The organism is Microbacterium sp. NPDC057658 (assembly GCF_042799975.1).
Taxonomy (GTDB): Bacteria; Actinomycetota; Actinomycetes; order Actinomycetales; family Microbacteriaceae; genus Microbacterium.
In genome coordinates this window covers 691,719-707,578 of sequence record NZ_JBHVHT010000001.1, presented here as the reverse complement: position 1 = coordinate 707,578, position 15,860 = coordinate 691,719, and the positions used below count along the sequence as shown (strand labels likewise).

Sequence of the window (15,860 nt, the reverse complement as noted above, 5' to 3'; positions counted from 1 at the left end):
CATGACCGACGTCGTCGACCGTTCGGCGCTGCGGCAGTTCCTGCTGGGGCTGGCCCAGGGGATGAACGCGTCGGCGGAGTCCGTCGACCGCATCCGGGACACGATCGCCGAGGTCGCCACGGCGTCGGGCGGAGACGGCGCCGACTTCGTCGTCCTGCCCACCATCATCATCGTGGAGACGGGGGACGCGGAGGAGCAGCGGGTCGCATTCCGCTCGGCCACGAACGCCTCGTTCCGCTTCGATCAGATCGCCGCGCTGTACGACCTCATCGCGCAGGCGAAGACCGGCGACGTGGACCCGCTGGACGGCATCCGGCGGCTCAACGAGATCGGTGCGATGCGTCCGCGCCTCGGCTGGTTCACCCGGACGCTGGGCCATGCCATCCTCACGACCGGCCTGGCCCTCCTGCTCGCACCGACCTGGCAGGGGGCGCTCGTCGCCTTCGTCCTCGGGTTCGGGATCGGCCTGCTCAAACTCGTGCGCTCTCCCACCCTGCAGCTCGTCATGCCCATCGCCGCGGCCTTCGTGTGCGCGGCCGCGGTGTTCCTGCTCGCGGAGGTCATCGAGATCGGCGACCCGATCCGCCTCCTGATCGCCCCGCTGGTCACCTTCCTCCCCGGTGGTGTGCTGACCACGGCGACGGTGGAGCTCGCCGCCGGGCAGATGATCTCCGGTGCATCCCGCCTCATCTACGGGTTCGTGCAGCTCGCGCTCCTCGCGTTCGGCATCCTCGCCGCCGGCGCCGTGGTGGGCGTCTCGAGCGATTCGTACGAGGCTCTCGACGCCTCCTCCTCGTACCTCCCCTGGTGGGTGCCGCTGCTCGGCATCCTCGTGTTCGCACTCGGCAACTACCTGCACTTCTCCTCCCCGCCGTCCACGTTCGGGTGGGTGCTGCTCGCCCTGGTCGTCGCGTACCTCGGCCAGTGGGCGGGAACCGAGTTCATCGACCCGGCGGTCGGCGGCTTCGTCGGCGCGGTCGCCGTCACGCCGGTCGTGTTCTGGATCGCCGGGCTGCGTCACGGAGCCCCGTCGCAGCTGACGTTCCTCCCGGCCTTCTGGCTGCTGGTGCCGGGCGCCGCCGGGCTGGTGGGGCTCACCGAGGCGGTCGCGACCGACAACGGCCTCGCCGACTTCACTGCGGCCCTGGTGTCGGTCATGTCGATCGCGCTCGGCGTGCTCATCGGCACGGCGCTCTATCGCGTCGTGCACCATGGCGCGGAGGAGTTCGTCCAGTTCGCCGTCGCCCCGCCTCCCGCCGAGGACGAGGAGCCCGCACCGACGCTGTGGCACCGCCTGTCTGCTCCGCTGCGCCGCTTGCGCCGCCGCGATCGCTAGCGATAGACCTCGCGACGGTGGCCGGCGTGCACGACGACGACCGTCAGGATCCCGTCCTCGATCCGGTAGAGCACCCGGTAGTCACCCGTCCGCACCCGCCACTCCGGTCGGCCGGTGAGCCTGCGTGCCGCGGGGGGCCGCGGGTCTTCGGAGAGGAGCTCGATGACGGCCTGGATACGTCGCCTCGCCTCGGGAGGGAGCTTGCGGATCGCCCGCACGGCGACAGGCAGGACCTGGACGTCGTAGGTCACGGCACGAGCCCGAGGTCCCGCTTCACCTCCTCCCACGGGATCGGCGTCTCGTCGAGTCGCGCGGTCTCGTCCCAGGCGGCATCGACCGCGCGGATGTCGGCCAGCTCCTCCGCATCTTCGAGGAGTCGCTCCAGCAGGCTGGCATCGACGACAGCCGCCACCGGGAGGTTTCGTCGGGTGAGGTAGACGGGCTCGTCACGCGCCTCGTCGATGATGGACGCCAGCCGGGCCCGGGCTTCCGTGATCGCGATCTCGCTCATGAGTACATGATAGTGCGAAACGTACAGAACAGCGCGGTAAGGACGATCGCAAACGGGCGACGGGCCCCGCGCCGCGGAGGCGACGCGGGGCCGGGTGCCGATCAGAGCGTGGCGAGGATCTCCTTCATCTCCGCGATCTCGGCGGTCTGCGCATCGACGATGTCCTGCGCGAGGGCGACGGCGTCGGCGTTCTCGCCGTCCGCCACCTCCGCCTCGGCCATCGCGACCGCGCCCTCGTGGTGCGCGATCATCTGCTCCAGGAACAGCCGGGACGCCTCCGGACCCGCGGCGTCCTCGAGCGCGGCGAGGTCGTCGTCGCTCATCATGCCGTCGCCGTGGTCCATCGCGGCCGGGTCACCCGCCTCGGCACCCCAGTCGTCGAGCCAGCCCTGCATCTTCTCGATCTCCGGACCCTGAGCGGCCGTGATCCGCTCCGCGAGGTCGGCGACCCGGGGGTCGACGTCGTCCTTCGCGAGCACGATGTCCGACATCTCGACGGCCTGCTCGTGATGGACGATCATCATGGACGCGAACATCGCATCGGCCTCGTTCGCGCCGGCCAGCGGAGCGTCCGAGGTGGAGTGCCCCATGCCGGAGTGGTCGGCCGGCCCCGCGGGTGCCGTCGAGGCGCATCCCGCGAGCGCGAGGGTTCCCGCCAGGACGAGGACAGCGGCGGCAGTGCTTCGATTGGTCATTTCTCTCTCATCTCTGTCTGTCGGAAGGGCGTCCGCGGTCGCGGCGCCCGGGCGCATCGGCGCCGATCAGGTCCGACTGATGCAGAGGACGTGGAGTGAGGGAGGACGAAGCGGGGCGGCGGCCGCGTCCACGGGCGAGCGGAGAGCGCGGAGCAGAGGTCCGGTCAGGAGAGCGCGAGAGGGGCGCAGCAGCAGGAGGAGTCCGCCGAGCAGGGCGAGGACGCAGGCCGCCCCGCCGTCGTGCGCAGGGTCATCCGGGACGACGGCCTCATCCGCTCCGCCCGCCTCATGCGCTGCCGACGCCGCGGGGTGAGCCGGGGCCGTGTGCCCCGCGACCGCATGCGCCCCCGGGGTGCCGTGGGTGTCGAGGGCGTGCATGCCGAGGAGTCCGAGGAGGACGCCGCCCACGAGGAGGACGGCGAGCAGCGCTCCCTGGAGCACGCGACGACCGACCATGTGCTCATGGTACCCCGTGGGGGTATGTCCACCGGCATGCCGGCTCAGCGGGCGACGCCGGCGCGCCGCAGCAGTCGGCGGACGGCGAGCACGACACCCGCCACCGCGAGCTCCCCCACCACCCGGCCCAGCAGCGTGGCGACGAGCACCGGCGGAACGAGGTGCTCGGGCGAGAACACCGGGAGGGCGACGACGAAGAGCACCGCACCGGTCACAGCGCCGGCGAGCAGGACCCGGGCCGGGCGGACGGGGGCGTCGCGCCGGAACGGCAGCGCCAGGTCGAGGACCACGCCGCCGAGGACGAGCGGCACGACGCCGAGCAGCCCGATGGGCGACACCGCGACCGTCAGCACGCCGGTCACGAAGGCAGCCAGTGTCGCCATCCCCGGCACGCGGGTGACGACGCGCGCGAGGAACGGCAGCGCGGTGTGGACGCCCGCGACCACCGCGTACGCGGGAGGGGATGTGGCGGCCAGCACGCTCGTGATCGGCACGACGGCCAGGAAGACGAGGGCCTGGACCGCGCCGAGCGCGGCGCTCACGAGGAGGGCGCTGGTCGGCACGCGGCGGGAGGACACGGGGACTGTCGGACCACTCACCCCTCCGAGCCTAGAACCGCGGGCGGGTTGGATATCGTAGGGGTGGGGATGCGTACCTGGGGAGGGACGATGCCGACTTTCGGCGCGCAAGGGGACAAGAGGTTGCCGCGGGTGTCCGCGCACGTCATCGGACGTCCGCGGGTGAACGCCGCGCTGGACGAGGGAGCTCCGCTCACACTGCTGCGCGGAGCCGCGGGCTCCGGGAAGACCACCGCCCTCGTGGGCTGGGCCTTCACCTCCCCCGACCGCGTCGTGTGGCTCACGGCCACGCCCGCGCTGGCGACGAGCGCGGCCCTCGCCGCCGCCCTGCTGCGGGTGCTGCGCGACGCGGGCGAGGCCGTCGGCGGCCGTCATCCCGCCTCGGACGCCGGGGAGGGATGGCCAGCCGTCGCCCAGTACCTGTGCGAGCACGAGGAGCCTCTCGTCCTCGTGCTCGACGACGCCGCCGCGCTCGACCGGGATGCGGTCTTCGACCTGTGCCGCACGGTCGCCGTCCCGCCGCACGTCCGCCTGATCGTCGCCACGAACCGCCCCAGCCCCTTCGACAGCGACGGCATCGGCCTCGTGATCGACACCGCGCTGATCTCTCCGGAGGACCTCGCTTTCGACACGGACGAGATCCGCCGCGCGCTCGACGTCGATGAGGACACCGCCCTCGCCGTGCGGGAGGCGACCGAGGGGTTCGCGGCGGTCATCCGCGCCGTCGCCCTCCGCGGCCGTGTCCCCGACGGCACGACGGTCGTGGAGGTCGCGACCGCTGCGGTCGACGACTACCTCCGCAGCCGCATGGAGGAGGGCACGTTCGGTGCCGGCATCCTCGAGGGCCTGATCCGGATCAGCATCACGGACACCGTCGATCTGCCGTTGGCGCAGGCTCTCAGCAGTGATCCGGACATCGGCGCCGCCCTCGACGAGGCCGAGGCGTTCGGCTTCGGGCGGTGGTCGACGGAATCCGGGCGCCGGACCTTCACGATCGCCGCGCCGGCTCGCGCCCTTCTGCGCCGCGACCTCCTGGAGCGCTTCCCGGCCGAGACCCGCCTGCTCCGACGCCTCGCGATCGAGGGTGCGCTGCGGCGCGACGCCCCCTTCGAGGGGCTCCGCCTGGCGATGGAGGAGGACGACCTCCACCTCGCCGCCCACGTCATCATGTCGGGCTGGAGCCACCTTCTGGATCACGACGGTCGCCGGGTCGTGGCGCTGCTGGGCGACCTGCCCCTCGCTCGGCTCAAGCAGGAGCCGCTGGTTGCGATGCTGCTGGGCATCTGCCTCAACGCCAACCGACTCCGACGGGTGCGCGGCCTGCAGCTGCTGCGGATGGCGATCTCCGCCGCGAACGCCCGGCGGAGCGCCCTCTCGCCGACGGAGCGCCTGTTCATCTGGACCGCGGAGAGCGCGGCGCTGCGGGTGGTCGGGATGCCCGAGCGGGCCGGGCAGGTCGCGGCCCGCGCGCTCGCGCTGTACACGGAGACCTCGGAGTCGCAGTGGGAGCAGTACGCGATCGAGATGCCGCTGCTCTGCACGCACCTCGGGATCTCGCTGTACTACGGCGGTCGCCGGGAGCAGGCCCTCCGCCTCTTCGCCGAGGCCGCCGCCCTCGCCGCGTCCCAGGGCACGGGAAACGCCTTCCACGCCGTGAGCCTGCTCAGCGGGATCCACGCCCTCAACGGCGACCTCCCGGAGGCGCGGCACTACGTCGAGATCATCCGGGACGGCTCGTGGGACCCCGCGCTGCTGGACGGGTACCGCGGCACGTTCTACCGCGTCGCGGAGGCGATGCTCGCGGTCGAGGAGGGCGACCTCGCTGCGGCCAAGCAGCACGTGCGCGCCTTCCTGCCGCACCGGGCGACGAGCGAGCACTGGACGACGATGGCGGCGGTCGAGGCGTGGATCGCGCTGCACGACGGCGAGGCCGCCGGCGGACTGGAGCGGCTGGAGTCGTTCGCCCGGATGCGCGGGCGTGAGGCCGGGTCGACGTCGGCGCGCCAGGCGCTGAGCCGCCCCCGGATCCTGCTGCACCTGGCGCTCGGCGATGTCCGTGCCGCGCGCGGTATCAAGCAGCGCGACGCCGGGACCGACCGCTTCGGCACCCTCCTGGAACGGGCCAGGATCGCCCTGATCGACGGTCGCGCTCCGGATGCGGTGCGGCTGCTCGCCGCGACGCGCCTCGAGCCGACCACCTCCCGCGAGCGCGCGGAGGCCGCCGCGGTGCACAGTGCGGCGCTCCACCGCGTCAGTCCCGCCGCTGCGCAGGCCGTGACCGAGGCGCTGCACGCCCAGCTCGCCGACCGGGACCTGCGCACTCCGCTGGCCCTGCTCGGTGCCGAGGACTTCGCCGCCATCCGGGCCGACCTCGCTCCGGTCGGCGACCCGCCGCTCCCCACCCGCTCGGCGCTGCCGTCGTTCGCGGCGCGCCCGAAGCTCTCCTCGCGGGAGCAGGTGGTGCTGCACGCACTCACCACGGGGGCGCCGCTCCCCGAGATCGCCGCGGAGCTGCGGATCTCGCCGAACACCCTGAAGACGCAGCTCCGCAGCATCTACCGCAAGCTCGACGTGGCCAACCGCACGGAGGCGCTCGAACAAGCCGCCCGGCACGGACTCCTCCCGGGATGATGAAGGCCCCGCCCGTCGGAGACGACGGGCGGGGCCTTCTTCGGGAAACCGCTAGCTCTGCATGCGGCGACGTCGCACCAGCAGCAGCACCGCGCCGCCGATCAGCAGGGCGATCGCGAGGCCGAGGATCCACGGCGCCAGCTGTCCGCCGGTGAGGGCGAGCGGCGTCAGCACCCGGTTCTCGGTCGTGCTCGTCGGCGGGGTGATCGTCTCCCCGCCCGGCGGCGTGGCCGAGGCGGTGGCCACGTTCCGCAGCGTCGCCCCCGCCGCGTCGGCGTGCACGGTCACCGCGTAGGTGATCACGACACGCTCCCCTTCGGCGAGGCTGCCCGTCCAGCGCAGCGTCGTGCCGTCGATCGTCGGCGCGGCCACCACACGGTCACCCACCGTGGCGGTCGCCGTGCCGCGGAGGTCGGCATGCCGCAGCACTCCGGTCAGGTCGTCCGTGACGACGACCTCGTCCAGACCCGTCTCGCCGGTGTTGGTGCCGGTGAGCGTGTACGTCACGACGCTGCCCGTCGCGACGGCGGAGCCGGACGCGGGGTCGGACGACTTGACGAACGTGAAGCCCGGGGTGCCGACGGGGTTCTCCGTCGTCACCGGCGGCGGGGTCAGCTCGGCGCCGCCGGGAGGCGTGGCCGTGCCCTCGACGGTGTTCGCGATGATCGCACCGCCCGCGTCGCCGTGCACGGTCACCGAGTAGGTGATCGTGACACGCTGGCCGACCGCGAGGTCACCGGCCCAGGTGAGCTCGTCGTCCGCGACGACGGGCTCAGGCGCGGTGCCGTCGCTCAGGGTCGCCGTCGCGTCGCCGTTGTAGGCGGCGTGGGCGAGCACGCCCGACAGGTCGTCGAGGATGCGGACCGGAGTCAGCGCCGTCTCCCCCGTGTTCACGCCGGTCACCGTGTAGGTGACGACGCTGCCCGGGTCGACCCGGGTGCCGGACGCGGGATCGGCGGACTTGCGCAGCTCGAAGCCGGGCTCGTTCACGGGATTCTCGGTCGTCGCCGGCGGCGTCTCGATCGGCGGCACCCCACCCGGCGGGGTCGCCGAGCCGGAGGCCGAGTTCTCGAGGACGGCGCCGCCGGCCTCGGCGCGCACGGTCACCGAGTACGTGATCGTGACGCTCTCGCCGACCTGCAGCGCACCCGTCCAGGACAGCCGGTCCGCGGCCACCGTCGGCGCGGTCGTCGCCGTGCCGCCGATCGTCGCGGTCGCGTCGTCGTTGTACTCCGCGTGCGCCAGGACACCGGAGAGGTCGTCGGCGATGGTGACGGGGTCGAGAGCCGTCTCGCCCGTGTTCACACCGGTCACCGTGTAGGTGAGGACGGTGCCCGGGTCGACCGCCGTGCCCGCAGCCGGGTCGACGCTCTTCGAGACGGAGAATCCGGGCTCGTTGACCGGGTTGGTCGTGACACCGGGCGGCGGCGTGATCGTCGATCCTCCCGGCGGGGTCGCCGTCGCGGACGCCGCGTTCTCGATCACGGTGCCGACGCCGTCGGCGCTCACGGTCACGGAGTAGGTGACGGTCACGGTCTGGCCGACTGCGAGCGCTCCCGTCCACGACAGCTCGGTGCCGTCCAGGGTCGCGGGAGCCGCAGAAGCACCTGCGATGCTCGCCACGGCGTCCGCGTTGAACGTCGCGTACGGCAGCACACCGGACAGGTCGTCGGTGATCGTCACCGGGTCGAGCACCGTCTGGCCCGTGTTGGCCGCGGTCAGCGTGTAGGTGAGCACGTCACCCGGGTCGACAGCGGTACCGGCGGCGGGGTCGACGGTCTTGGCGAACGTGAAGCCGGGCTCGTTCACGGGGTGCTCCGTGCTCGACGGCGGCGGCGTGATCGGCGTGCCGGGAGTCGTGGGACTCTCGGGGTCGCTCGGGTCGGCGGGGATCAGCGGGGTCGCCTCTCCGGTGGCCGTGTTCGCGATGGTCTCGCCGCCGGCGGTGGCGTCGACGGTCACCGAGTAGGTGATCACGACGTCCTGGCCGGGGCGCAGCACGCCGTTCCACGAGAGGGCGCCGTCGGCCACGCGGACGTCGCCGCGGGTGGCGGACACGTCGTCGTTGTAGGACGCGTGGGCCAGCGCCGCGCGCAGGTCGTCGCCGATCTCGACGGGGTCGAGGACGGTGTCGCCCGTGTTGCGGCCGGTCACGGTGTACGTGATCACGCTGCCGGGGTCGACCCGCGTGCCCGACTCCGGGTCGGCCGTCTTGGTGACGGTGAACCCGGGCGTCGCGACGGGGTGCTCCGTCGTCGCCGGCGGGGTCTCGACCGGGGTGCCCGGCGTGGTCGGGCTCTCCGGGTCGGTCGGGTCGGTCGGGATCAGCGGGGTGCCCTCACCGGACACCGTGTTGCGGAGCAGCACGCCGGTCGCATCCTCGTCCACCGTCACCGTGTAGGTGATGTCGACGCGGTCGCCGGGAGCGAGCGTCCCGGTCCAGGTGAGCGTGGTGCCGGAGAGCGCGACGGATCCGGACGAGGCCTTCGCGTCGCCGCCGTACTCCGCGTTCGCGACGACGGCCGAGAGGTCGTCGACGATGGTCGCGGGGTCGAGGACCGTGTTGCCGGTGTTGACGCCCGAGACCGTGTACGTGAGGGTGTCGCCCGCGCGGACGGCGGTGCCGGAGGCCGGGTCGGCCGACTTCGAGACCTCGAAGCCGGTGTCGACGACGGGGTGCTCCGTCTCCGCCGCGGGCGGGACGATCGGGGTCCCCGGGGTCTTCGCCCCGGAGGGGTCGGCGGGGTCGGTCGGGATCTGCGGCGTGGCCGATCCGGTGACGACGTTGTGCAGCAGGGCCTTCTCGACACCCGCATCCACCGTCACCGTGTAGCGGATCGTGACCGATTCCCCGCGCGGGATGGCCCCGGTCCAGGTGAGGGTGGCGTCGGCGACCCGCACGGAGCCGCGGTCGGCCGTGACGTCGTCGTTGTAGCCGGCGGAGCCGAGCACGCCCGACAGGTCGTCGACGATCTCCGCGGGATCGAGGTCGGTGTCGCCCGTGTTGGTGCCGGTGATCGTGTAGGTGATCGTGTCGCCCGCCGACACGGCCGAGCCGGAGGCGGGGTCGGCCGACTTCGAGATCGTGAAGCCGGAGCCGATCACGGGGTGCTCGGTGGTGACCGTCGGCGGGACGATCGGCTCACCGGGAACCTGCGGCCCGGTCGGGTCGCCCGGGTTCGGGGTGGTCGGGGTGCCCGATCCGGTCACGCTGTTGCGCAGGATCTCGCCGGAGGTGTCATCGCCCACGGTCACCGAGTACGTGATCGTCACGGTCTGTCCGGGCTGGAGCGTTCCGGTCCAGGCGAGGTCGTTCCCGGTCAGGGTCGCACCGCCCGTGGTCACGGTCGTGCCGCCGACCGCGGTCCTGATGTCCTCGTTGAAGGCGGCGTTCGCGAGCACGCCGGAGAGGTCGTCGGTGACGGTCACCGGGTCGAGGACGGTCGCGCCGGTGTTCGTGCCGGTGACGGTGTACTCGATGGTCTGTCCCGGCTCCACCACGGTGCCTGCGGCGGGATCGGAGGTCTTCGCGACCTCGAAGCCGGCGACCGGGTGCTCGGTGGTGACGGCCGGTGGGGTCGTCGGGGGCAGGCCCCCGGGCGGGGTGCCGGATGCGGTGACGCGGTTGGCGATGCGCTCGCCCTCCACGCCCTCGTCGACGACGACGGAGTAGGTGATCGTGAGCACCTGCCCGGGCTCGAGGGCGCCGGTCCAGGACAGGTCGTCGCCCGTGACGGTGGCGGCGCCGGACGACACCGGGTCACCGTCGATCGCCGTCGCCACGTCGCCCTGGTACTCGGCGTTGGCGAGCACACCCGACAGGTCGTCGGTCACGGTGACCGGGTCGAGGCGGGTGTTGCCGGTGTTCTCGGCCTGCACCGTGTAGGTCAGTCGCTGGCCGGCCTGCACCGCAGTGCCGTCGGCGGGGTCGGAGGTCTTGCGGAGAGCGAGGTCCGGCGCGAGGCGGACGTTCGTGTAGGTGCAGGTGACGTCGGTGCCGAGCGGCCCGGCCGGCTGGGTGACCTGCCCGTCCGCGGTGACGGCCACCGGGGTGGTCGAGCCGTCGGCGTTCACCTGCCGGCAGACGAGGGAGGCGTCGTACTTCGTGAGGTCGGTCGAGCCCGCCGCCGATTCGGAGAGCCGGAAGGTGTCGCCCTGGTTCGTGAAGACGGGACCGGCGTAGTCCGGCTGCAGACCGGAGCGGTCGCCGCGGGTGACGGCGTCGGTCTGCGCGACCTGGTAGCCGGCCGGCGACTGCACCCGGAGGCCGAACTGATCGGTCGCCGCGTGACGGCCCTCGGGGAGGTCCTTCTTCAGCGTCAGCGTGTTCGGGAACGTGCAGCTCGCCATGTCGGTCGGCGAGAAGGTGCCCAGCTGGGTCGTGTTGACCGTCTCCCCGCGCGGCAGGTCGACCTCGATGATGCGGTTGCCGCCACCGGAGACCGAGACGAAGATGTGGCCGAGGTTTCCGAAGGCGATGCCGTTGCCCTGCACGCCGGCGCCCATGTCGTGCACCTGCTTGGCGTCGATCGTCGCGGTGCTGGGTTCGAGCGTGGCCGGGAGGTCGGAGGAGTAGATGAAGTTGTCGGCGACGAGCACGAGCTGACCGGAGGCGCTGAAGGCCATGTCGCCGTTGGCGCCGAACGCGCTGCTGCCCGTGGTCGGACGGAGGGTTCCGACCTGCGTGTAGGTCTGCGGCGTGACGTTCTCGTTCCACGCGTAGAGGTTGATGGCGCCGTTCACCGTGCCGCTGGCGAAGTAGTAGACGCCCGTCACGGGGTGCACGGCGCCGCGCAGCACCGAGGAGTTCAGCGTGAACGTCGTCTGCGCGGTCGTGTCGGTGACGCGGTCGTGCTTGGCCAGCGTCTTGGTACCGGCGGCGTTGGTGACCGTGTAGGCGTACCGCCCGGTCGAGGAGAGGCCGAGGGCGTTGTTCGAGTGGTTCGTGCCGAGGTTGATGGAGCTGAGCGTGCCGCCGTCGCCGGGGGCACCGCCCTGCTCGTTCACGGCGAACTCACGCACCTCGGTGGCGCTCTGCACGTACACCGCTCCCGGCGTGCACAGGAACGGCTCCGCCGCGGCGGCCGGTGCGGCGGTCAGCGTCCCGCCGACGACGATCATCGACGACGCGACGAGCGCCGTGCTCACGGCACCGCCGATCAGCCTCTTCGTCCGGCCCCGCCAGCGGCTGTGCCGCTCCGGCGGAAGGCCATCGGACGTGCGGTCCTTGCGGGCAACACGGAATCCCATGACTGCTCTCCCCATTCATCGCGTTCCGGCACGCATCCGCGCACACGGAAGCCCCCGCCCCCTCAGGCGACCGCCGAGCACCCTTTCGGGCAGAGTGGACTCGGTCCGGGCCTCCGCCAGCCTGCCGGTCCGCCGCGGAGCCCTCCGGCCGAACCGGGGGAATTCACCCCTCCTTTTCACCCCTCCCCTCTCTCCCCTCTCTCCCCTCCTCTTCTTTCCGCCGAGACCCCGGGTTGTCGTCGACACCCCGGGGTCTCTGCGTCTGTCGCCCGGGGTCTCGCCGCGTACCCGGGGTCTCGGCGGAAAAGAGGGATGAGAAAGTTCAGTATTCGGTGTTGCTAAGTACCGGTACTCAGTGTTACTTTGTACCGGTACCCAGCAACACTGAGTACCGAATGAAAGACACAGGAATGAGAGGAGGGGACGATGGGCAAGCAGATGACCGAGATGCTCAAGGGCACCCTGGAGGGCATCGTGCTGGCCCTCCTCGCCGAGCAGCCGGCCTACGGATACGAGATCACCACCCGGCTGCGCGAGCACGGCTTCACCGACACCGCCGAGGGCACCGTCTACGCCCTGCTGGTCAGGATCGAGCAGAAGAAGCTCGTCGACGTCGAGAAGGTGCCGAGCGAGAAGGGACCGCCCCGCAAGGTGTACACCCTCAACGCGCAGGGCCGCCAGGAGCTGGAGGAGTTCTGGACGACCTGGGACTTCCTCCGGACGCACATCGAACGACTCAACACGAACACCACGAACACCACGAACAAGGAGAACTGACATGGCCGCCAAGTGGATCGAAGCGCTCACCGGATCGCTCGAGCAGAAGAAGCAGTACAAGCAGGCGAAGGCGCGGATCGAGGCTCTGCCGGAGCCGTACCGCACGGTCGCCAACGCCCAGCACCGCTACACGATGTACTACGGGGGCATCACCGACGGGGACACGCTCGTGCAGATCTTCCTCGACCTCGCCGACCTGTGGGAGCGCGCCGCGATCGACGGCACCCCGATCGACGACATCATCGGCGACGACCCCGTGGAGTTCGCCGAGAACTACGCCGAGGCCTACGGCGGCACGCAGTGGGTCGACAAGGAGCGCGCGCGGCTGAACAAGGCGGTCGCGGAGGCGAGGAAGAAGGAGGACGAGTCATGACGACGCCAGCCCTCTCGGTGCACGGCATCGAGAAGTCGTACAAGGATCTGCACGTGCTGCGCGGCGTCGACTTCGAGGTGGAGCGGGGATCGATCTTCGCCCTCCTCGGGTCGAACGGCGCGGGCAAGACCACCATGGTGCGCATCCTCTCCACGCTGCTGAGGGCCGACGCGGGCACCGCGACGGTGCAGGGCATCGACGTCGCGGCGAACCCGGTCGGAGTGCGCGAGCGCATCAGCCTCACCGGGCAGTTCGCCGCGGTCGACGAGATCCTCACCGGACGCGAGAACCTGGTGCTGGTCGCGAAGCTGCGGCATCTCCCCGACGCCGGTGCGGTGGCCGATCGGCTTCTCGCGCGCTTCCGGCTCACGGAGGCCGGGGGCCGCAAGGTCGGCACGTACTCCGGCGGGATGCGGCGACGGCTCGACATCGCGATGAGCCTGGTCGGCGACCCCGAGGTCATCTACCTCGACGAGCCGACCACGGGCCTCGACCCCGAGTCGCGCATCGAGGTGTGGGACGTCGTGAAGGAGCTCGCGGGCGGTGGCACGACCGTGCTGCTCACCACGCAGTATCTCGACGAGGCGGAGCAGCTGGCCGACCGCATCGCGATCCTGCACGAGGGCCGCATCATCGCGAATGACACGCTCGCCGGACTCAAGCGGCTGCTTCCGGCCGCGAAGGTCGAGTACGTCGAGAAGCAGCCCACCCTCGAGGAGATCTTCCTCACCCTCATCGGCCCTTCGACCCCTTCGACGGGCTCAGGGACCCAGACCGGGGCCCAGGCGGGGACCCCGATCCAGAGAGGAGATGCAGCATGACCACGCACTTCGCCGCCGATACGGCGACGCTCACCGGCCGCTCTATGCGGCACATCTTCCGCAGCCCCGACACGATCATCACCACCGCGGTCACCCCGATCGCTCTGATGCTCCTGTTCGTGTACGTCTTCGGCGGCGCGCTCCAGCAGAGCACCGGCGCCGAGAACTACGTGAACTACCTGCTGCCGGGCATCCTGCTCATCGCGATCGCGTCGGGCATCGCCTACACGGCGTTCCGGCTGTTCACCGATATGCAGAGCGGCATCTTCGAGCGGTTCCACTCCATGCCGATCGCCCGGTCGAGCGTGCTGTGGGCCCACGTGCTGACATCTCTCACGGCGAACGCCATCACCCTCGCGATCATCTTCGGGGTCGGGTTCCTCATGGGCTTCCGCACCGGCGCGAGCGTCTGGGCCTGGCTCGGAGTGATCGGCATCCTGATGCTGTTCACACTGGCACTCACGTGGCTGGCGATCATCGCGGGCCTGAACGCCAAGACGGTCGACGGCGCGAGCGCCTTCTCGTATCCGCTGATCTTCCTCCCCTTCATCAGCTCGGCGTTCGTGCCGACCGACACCATGCCGGCACCGGTGCAGTGGTTCGCCGAGAACCAGCCGGTGACCTCGATCGTCAACTCCATCCAGGCGTTGTTCGCGGGGGAGCCGGTCGGGTCCGAGATCTGGGTCGCTCTCGCCTGGTGCGTCGGGATCCTCGTGGTCGCCTACGTGTTCGCGATCATCTCGTACCGGAAGAAGGTCAGCTGATCGACGCTCAGCGAGACGGAACGCTCCGACCGGGGACTCTCCCCGGCCGGGGCGTTTCGCCGCGCTCGGCGGCCGTTCGAATCGCCTGAATGGCTCCATCCGGCCCGGATTTGCCGCACAGTGCGCGACTCGAAGTCAGCGGAGGCCGACCGGACCGAGCACCACGCGGCGACCGGTCCGCACCCAGACGGCGCCGTCGACACGATGCTCGGCGCGGGTGGTGAAGCGGTAGCGGTACGACACGGCGCGCACCCACCGCGGCCGCTCGCCGCGGAAGGGGTCCACACGCAGCATCCGCAGCGTCGGGGCATCCGCCTCCAGCAGCCGCACGAGGAACACGGAGAACCAGTCGTCCAGCGAGTGCCCGAGCGGCAGGAACCACATCAGCCAGTCCAGCCGCAGGTGATACGGGGCGAACTGCCGCGGGATCCGCCGCACGTCCCCGGGCTTCCCACGGAACTCATACTCGCGCCAGTGCCGACCCTCCTCGTCGTCCGACCCCTCCACGACGATCTCGATCCGCTCCCGCGTGACCGTGCCGAAGGCTCCGTAGGCGTTGGCGAGCTGCCAGCGGTGGAAGCTCGCGTTCATGAGCTGTCGTCGCGCGAAGAGGTTGCGCACGGCGGGCACGCTCAGCACGACGAACAGCGCCCCGACCACCGAGGTCACCACGACCCACCACAGCGGCATGCCGGACACCGTCCACGGCAGCGAGGTCTCCGGCGTCCGCTCCGGAGTCCCGATGCCGGGGAGGCCGATCGCGGAGAACCCGAGCACGATCGTCGCCCAGTTCAGCCACGCGAAGTTCCCGGTGAGCACGAGCCACAGCTGCGTCGCGATCACGATCCCGCCCGCGACGGCACCGACCCACGCGACCCCTTCGACAAGCTCAGGGACCCAGCCACCGCTGTCGGGGAGCCACAGCGACAGCAGCGGGGCGAAGAGGAAGAACGGCACGACGAGCTGCGCGACGTGGTTCCCGACGACCTCGAGCTTGTGGAACCACCGCGGCAGCAGATGCGCCTGGCGGCTCAGCGGCCCGGGCATCGGCTGGGTCTCGTGGTGGAAGGTCATCGCGGTGAGGTCGCGCCACTCGCGTCCGCCGCGGATCTTGATCATCCCGGCGCCGAACTCCAGCCGGAACAGCAGCCACCAGAACAGCACGATCACCACGGTCGGCGGCGGCTGGTCGTTCGAGCCGAGGAAGGCCGCGAGGAACCCCGCCTCCAGCAGCAGCATCTCCCACCCGAACGAGTAGAAGGTCTGCCCGATGCTCACCACCGACATGTAGCCGAACCACAGGGCGAGGAAGGCGAGCATCGGCACCCACGGCGGCCCGAGCTGGGGCACCCCGGCGATGAGCAGGGCGGCGATGACGATCCCCGCCCAGGACAGCGCGACCAGACGCCGGTCGGTGTAGCGAACGCGGGTGAAGAGCGTGGGGTGCAGCAGCTTCCGGCGCTCGCGCTTCTGCGCCACCCAGTCCAGCAGCACGGGCGCGGGCAGGAGTCCGTGCTCACCGAGGAGCGGACGGAACTGGTTGAGCGTCGAGACGAACGCCACGAGGTACAGCGCCGCGATGCCCCGCTGCAGGACCTCGCGGGCGAACCCGAAGTCGACCGCCGCGAACCCGTCCACGGCCACAGGCTACGCCGCGGCCGCCCTCCC

The 15,860-nt window shown here is 71.3% G+C and carries 13 protein-coding genes; 6 read left to right on the top strand and 7 right to left on the bottom strand.

Annotated features, from left to right (window positions below; translation table 11 throughout):
• The first annotated feature begins 1 nt into the window (after position 1).
• A complete protein-coding gene (locus tag ACFU8V_RS03375) occupies positions 2-1,336 on the top strand; it encodes a threonine/serine exporter ThrE family protein (protein ID WP_025104163.1) in 1,335 nt (444 codons plus the stop codon).
• On the opposite strand, the gene ACFU8V_RS03370 is transcribed toward ACFU8V_RS03375, so the two are convergent.
• From ACFU8V_RS03370 to ACFU8V_RS03350, 5 genes are all read right to left on the bottom strand, one after another.
• A complete protein-coding gene (locus ACFU8V_RS03370; protein WP_025104164.1) occupies positions 1,333-1,587 on the bottom strand; it encodes a type II toxin-antitoxin system RelE/ParE family toxin in 255 nt (84 codons plus the stop codon). The two genes, ACFU8V_RS03375 and ACFU8V_RS03370, sit on opposite strands and share 4 nt — an antisense overlap.
• On the bottom strand, positions 1,584-1,847 hold the full coding sequence (locus tag ACFU8V_RS03365) for a type II toxin-antitoxin system Phd/YefM family antitoxin (protein WP_025104165.1): 264 nt from the start codon (positions 1,845-1,847) through the stop codon (positions 1,584-1,586). The genes ACFU8V_RS03370 and ACFU8V_RS03365 overlap by 4 nt, the downstream gene beginning before the upstream one ends.
• A gap of 101 nt (positions 1,848-1,948) precedes the next feature.
• Complete coding sequence (locus ACFU8V_RS03360) at positions 1,949-2,542, bottom strand: DUF305 domain-containing protein (protein ID WP_378868958.1); 594 nt, start codon at positions 2,540-2,542, stop codon at positions 1,949-1,951.
• 66 nt (positions 2,543-2,608) lie between these two features.
• Positions 2,609-2,998: a DUF6153 family protein gene (locus ACFU8V_RS03355; protein ID WP_378868955.1), complete on the bottom strand. Its 390-nt coding sequence runs from the start codon at positions 2,996-2,998 to the stop codon at positions 2,609-2,611.
• Between the two features lie 44 nt (positions 2,999-3,042).
• The gene (locus ACFU8V_RS03350) at positions 3,043-3,597 is read right to left on the bottom strand and encodes an ECF transporter S component (protein ID WP_029989525.1); all 555 of its coding nucleotides are present in this window, start codon (positions 3,595-3,597) and stop codon (positions 3,043-3,045) included.
• A gap of 111 nt (positions 3,598-3,708) precedes the next feature.
• Here ACFU8V_RS03350 and ACFU8V_RS03345 point away from each other — a divergent pair, with 111 nt between their 5' ends.
• Entirely contained in the window at positions 3,709-6,207 is a 2,499-nt protein-coding gene (locus ACFU8V_RS03345; protein WP_378868952.1) for a LuxR C-terminal-related transcriptional regulator, read from the top strand.
• A gap of 51 nt (positions 6,208-6,258) precedes the next feature.
• On the opposite strand, the gene ACFU8V_RS03340 is transcribed toward ACFU8V_RS03345, so the two are convergent.
• Complete coding sequence (locus ACFU8V_RS03340) at positions 6,259-11,457, bottom strand: isopeptide-forming domain-containing fimbrial protein (RefSeq protein ID WP_378868949.1); 5,199 nt, start codon at positions 11,455-11,457, stop codon at positions 6,259-6,261.
• Positions 11,458-11,883: 426 nt separating this feature from the next.
• On the opposite strand from ACFU8V_RS03340, the gene ACFU8V_RS03335 reads away from it, so the two are divergent.
• From ACFU8V_RS03335 to ACFU8V_RS03320, 4 genes are read left to right on the top strand one after another with little or no spacing between them, the layout of a single operon-like run.
• Complete coding sequence (locus tag ACFU8V_RS03335) at positions 11,884-12,234, top strand: PadR family transcriptional regulator (protein ID WP_025104171.1); 351 nt, start codon at positions 11,884-11,886, stop codon at positions 12,232-12,234.
• Position 12,235: 1 nt separating this feature from the next.
• Complete coding sequence (locus tag ACFU8V_RS03330) at positions 12,236-12,607, top strand: DUF1048 domain-containing protein (RefSeq protein ID WP_025104172.1); 372 nt, start codon at positions 12,236-12,238, stop codon at positions 12,605-12,607.
• Positions 12,604-13,428 (top strand): ABC transporter ATP-binding protein, encoded by an 825-nt coding sequence (locus tag ACFU8V_RS03325; RefSeq protein WP_303709618.1) that lies wholly within the window; start codon positions 12,604-12,606, stop codon positions 13,426-13,428. The genes ACFU8V_RS03330 and ACFU8V_RS03325 overlap by 4 nt, the downstream gene beginning before the upstream one ends.
• Complete coding sequence (locus ACFU8V_RS03320) at positions 13,425-14,192, top strand: ABC transporter permease (protein ID WP_249520650.1); 768 nt, start codon at positions 13,425-13,427, stop codon at positions 14,190-14,192. The genes ACFU8V_RS03325 and ACFU8V_RS03320 overlap by 4 nt, the downstream gene beginning before the upstream one ends.
• Before the next feature lie 135 nt (positions 14,193-14,327).
• Here ACFU8V_RS03320 and ACFU8V_RS03315 read toward each other — a convergent pair whose 3' ends face one another.
• Positions 14,328-15,830 (bottom strand): lipase maturation factor family protein, encoded by a 1,503-nt coding sequence (locus ACFU8V_RS03315; RefSeq protein WP_303709617.1) that lies wholly within the window; start codon positions 15,828-15,830, stop codon positions 14,328-14,330.
• Positions 15,831-15,860 lie beyond the last annotated feature (30 nt).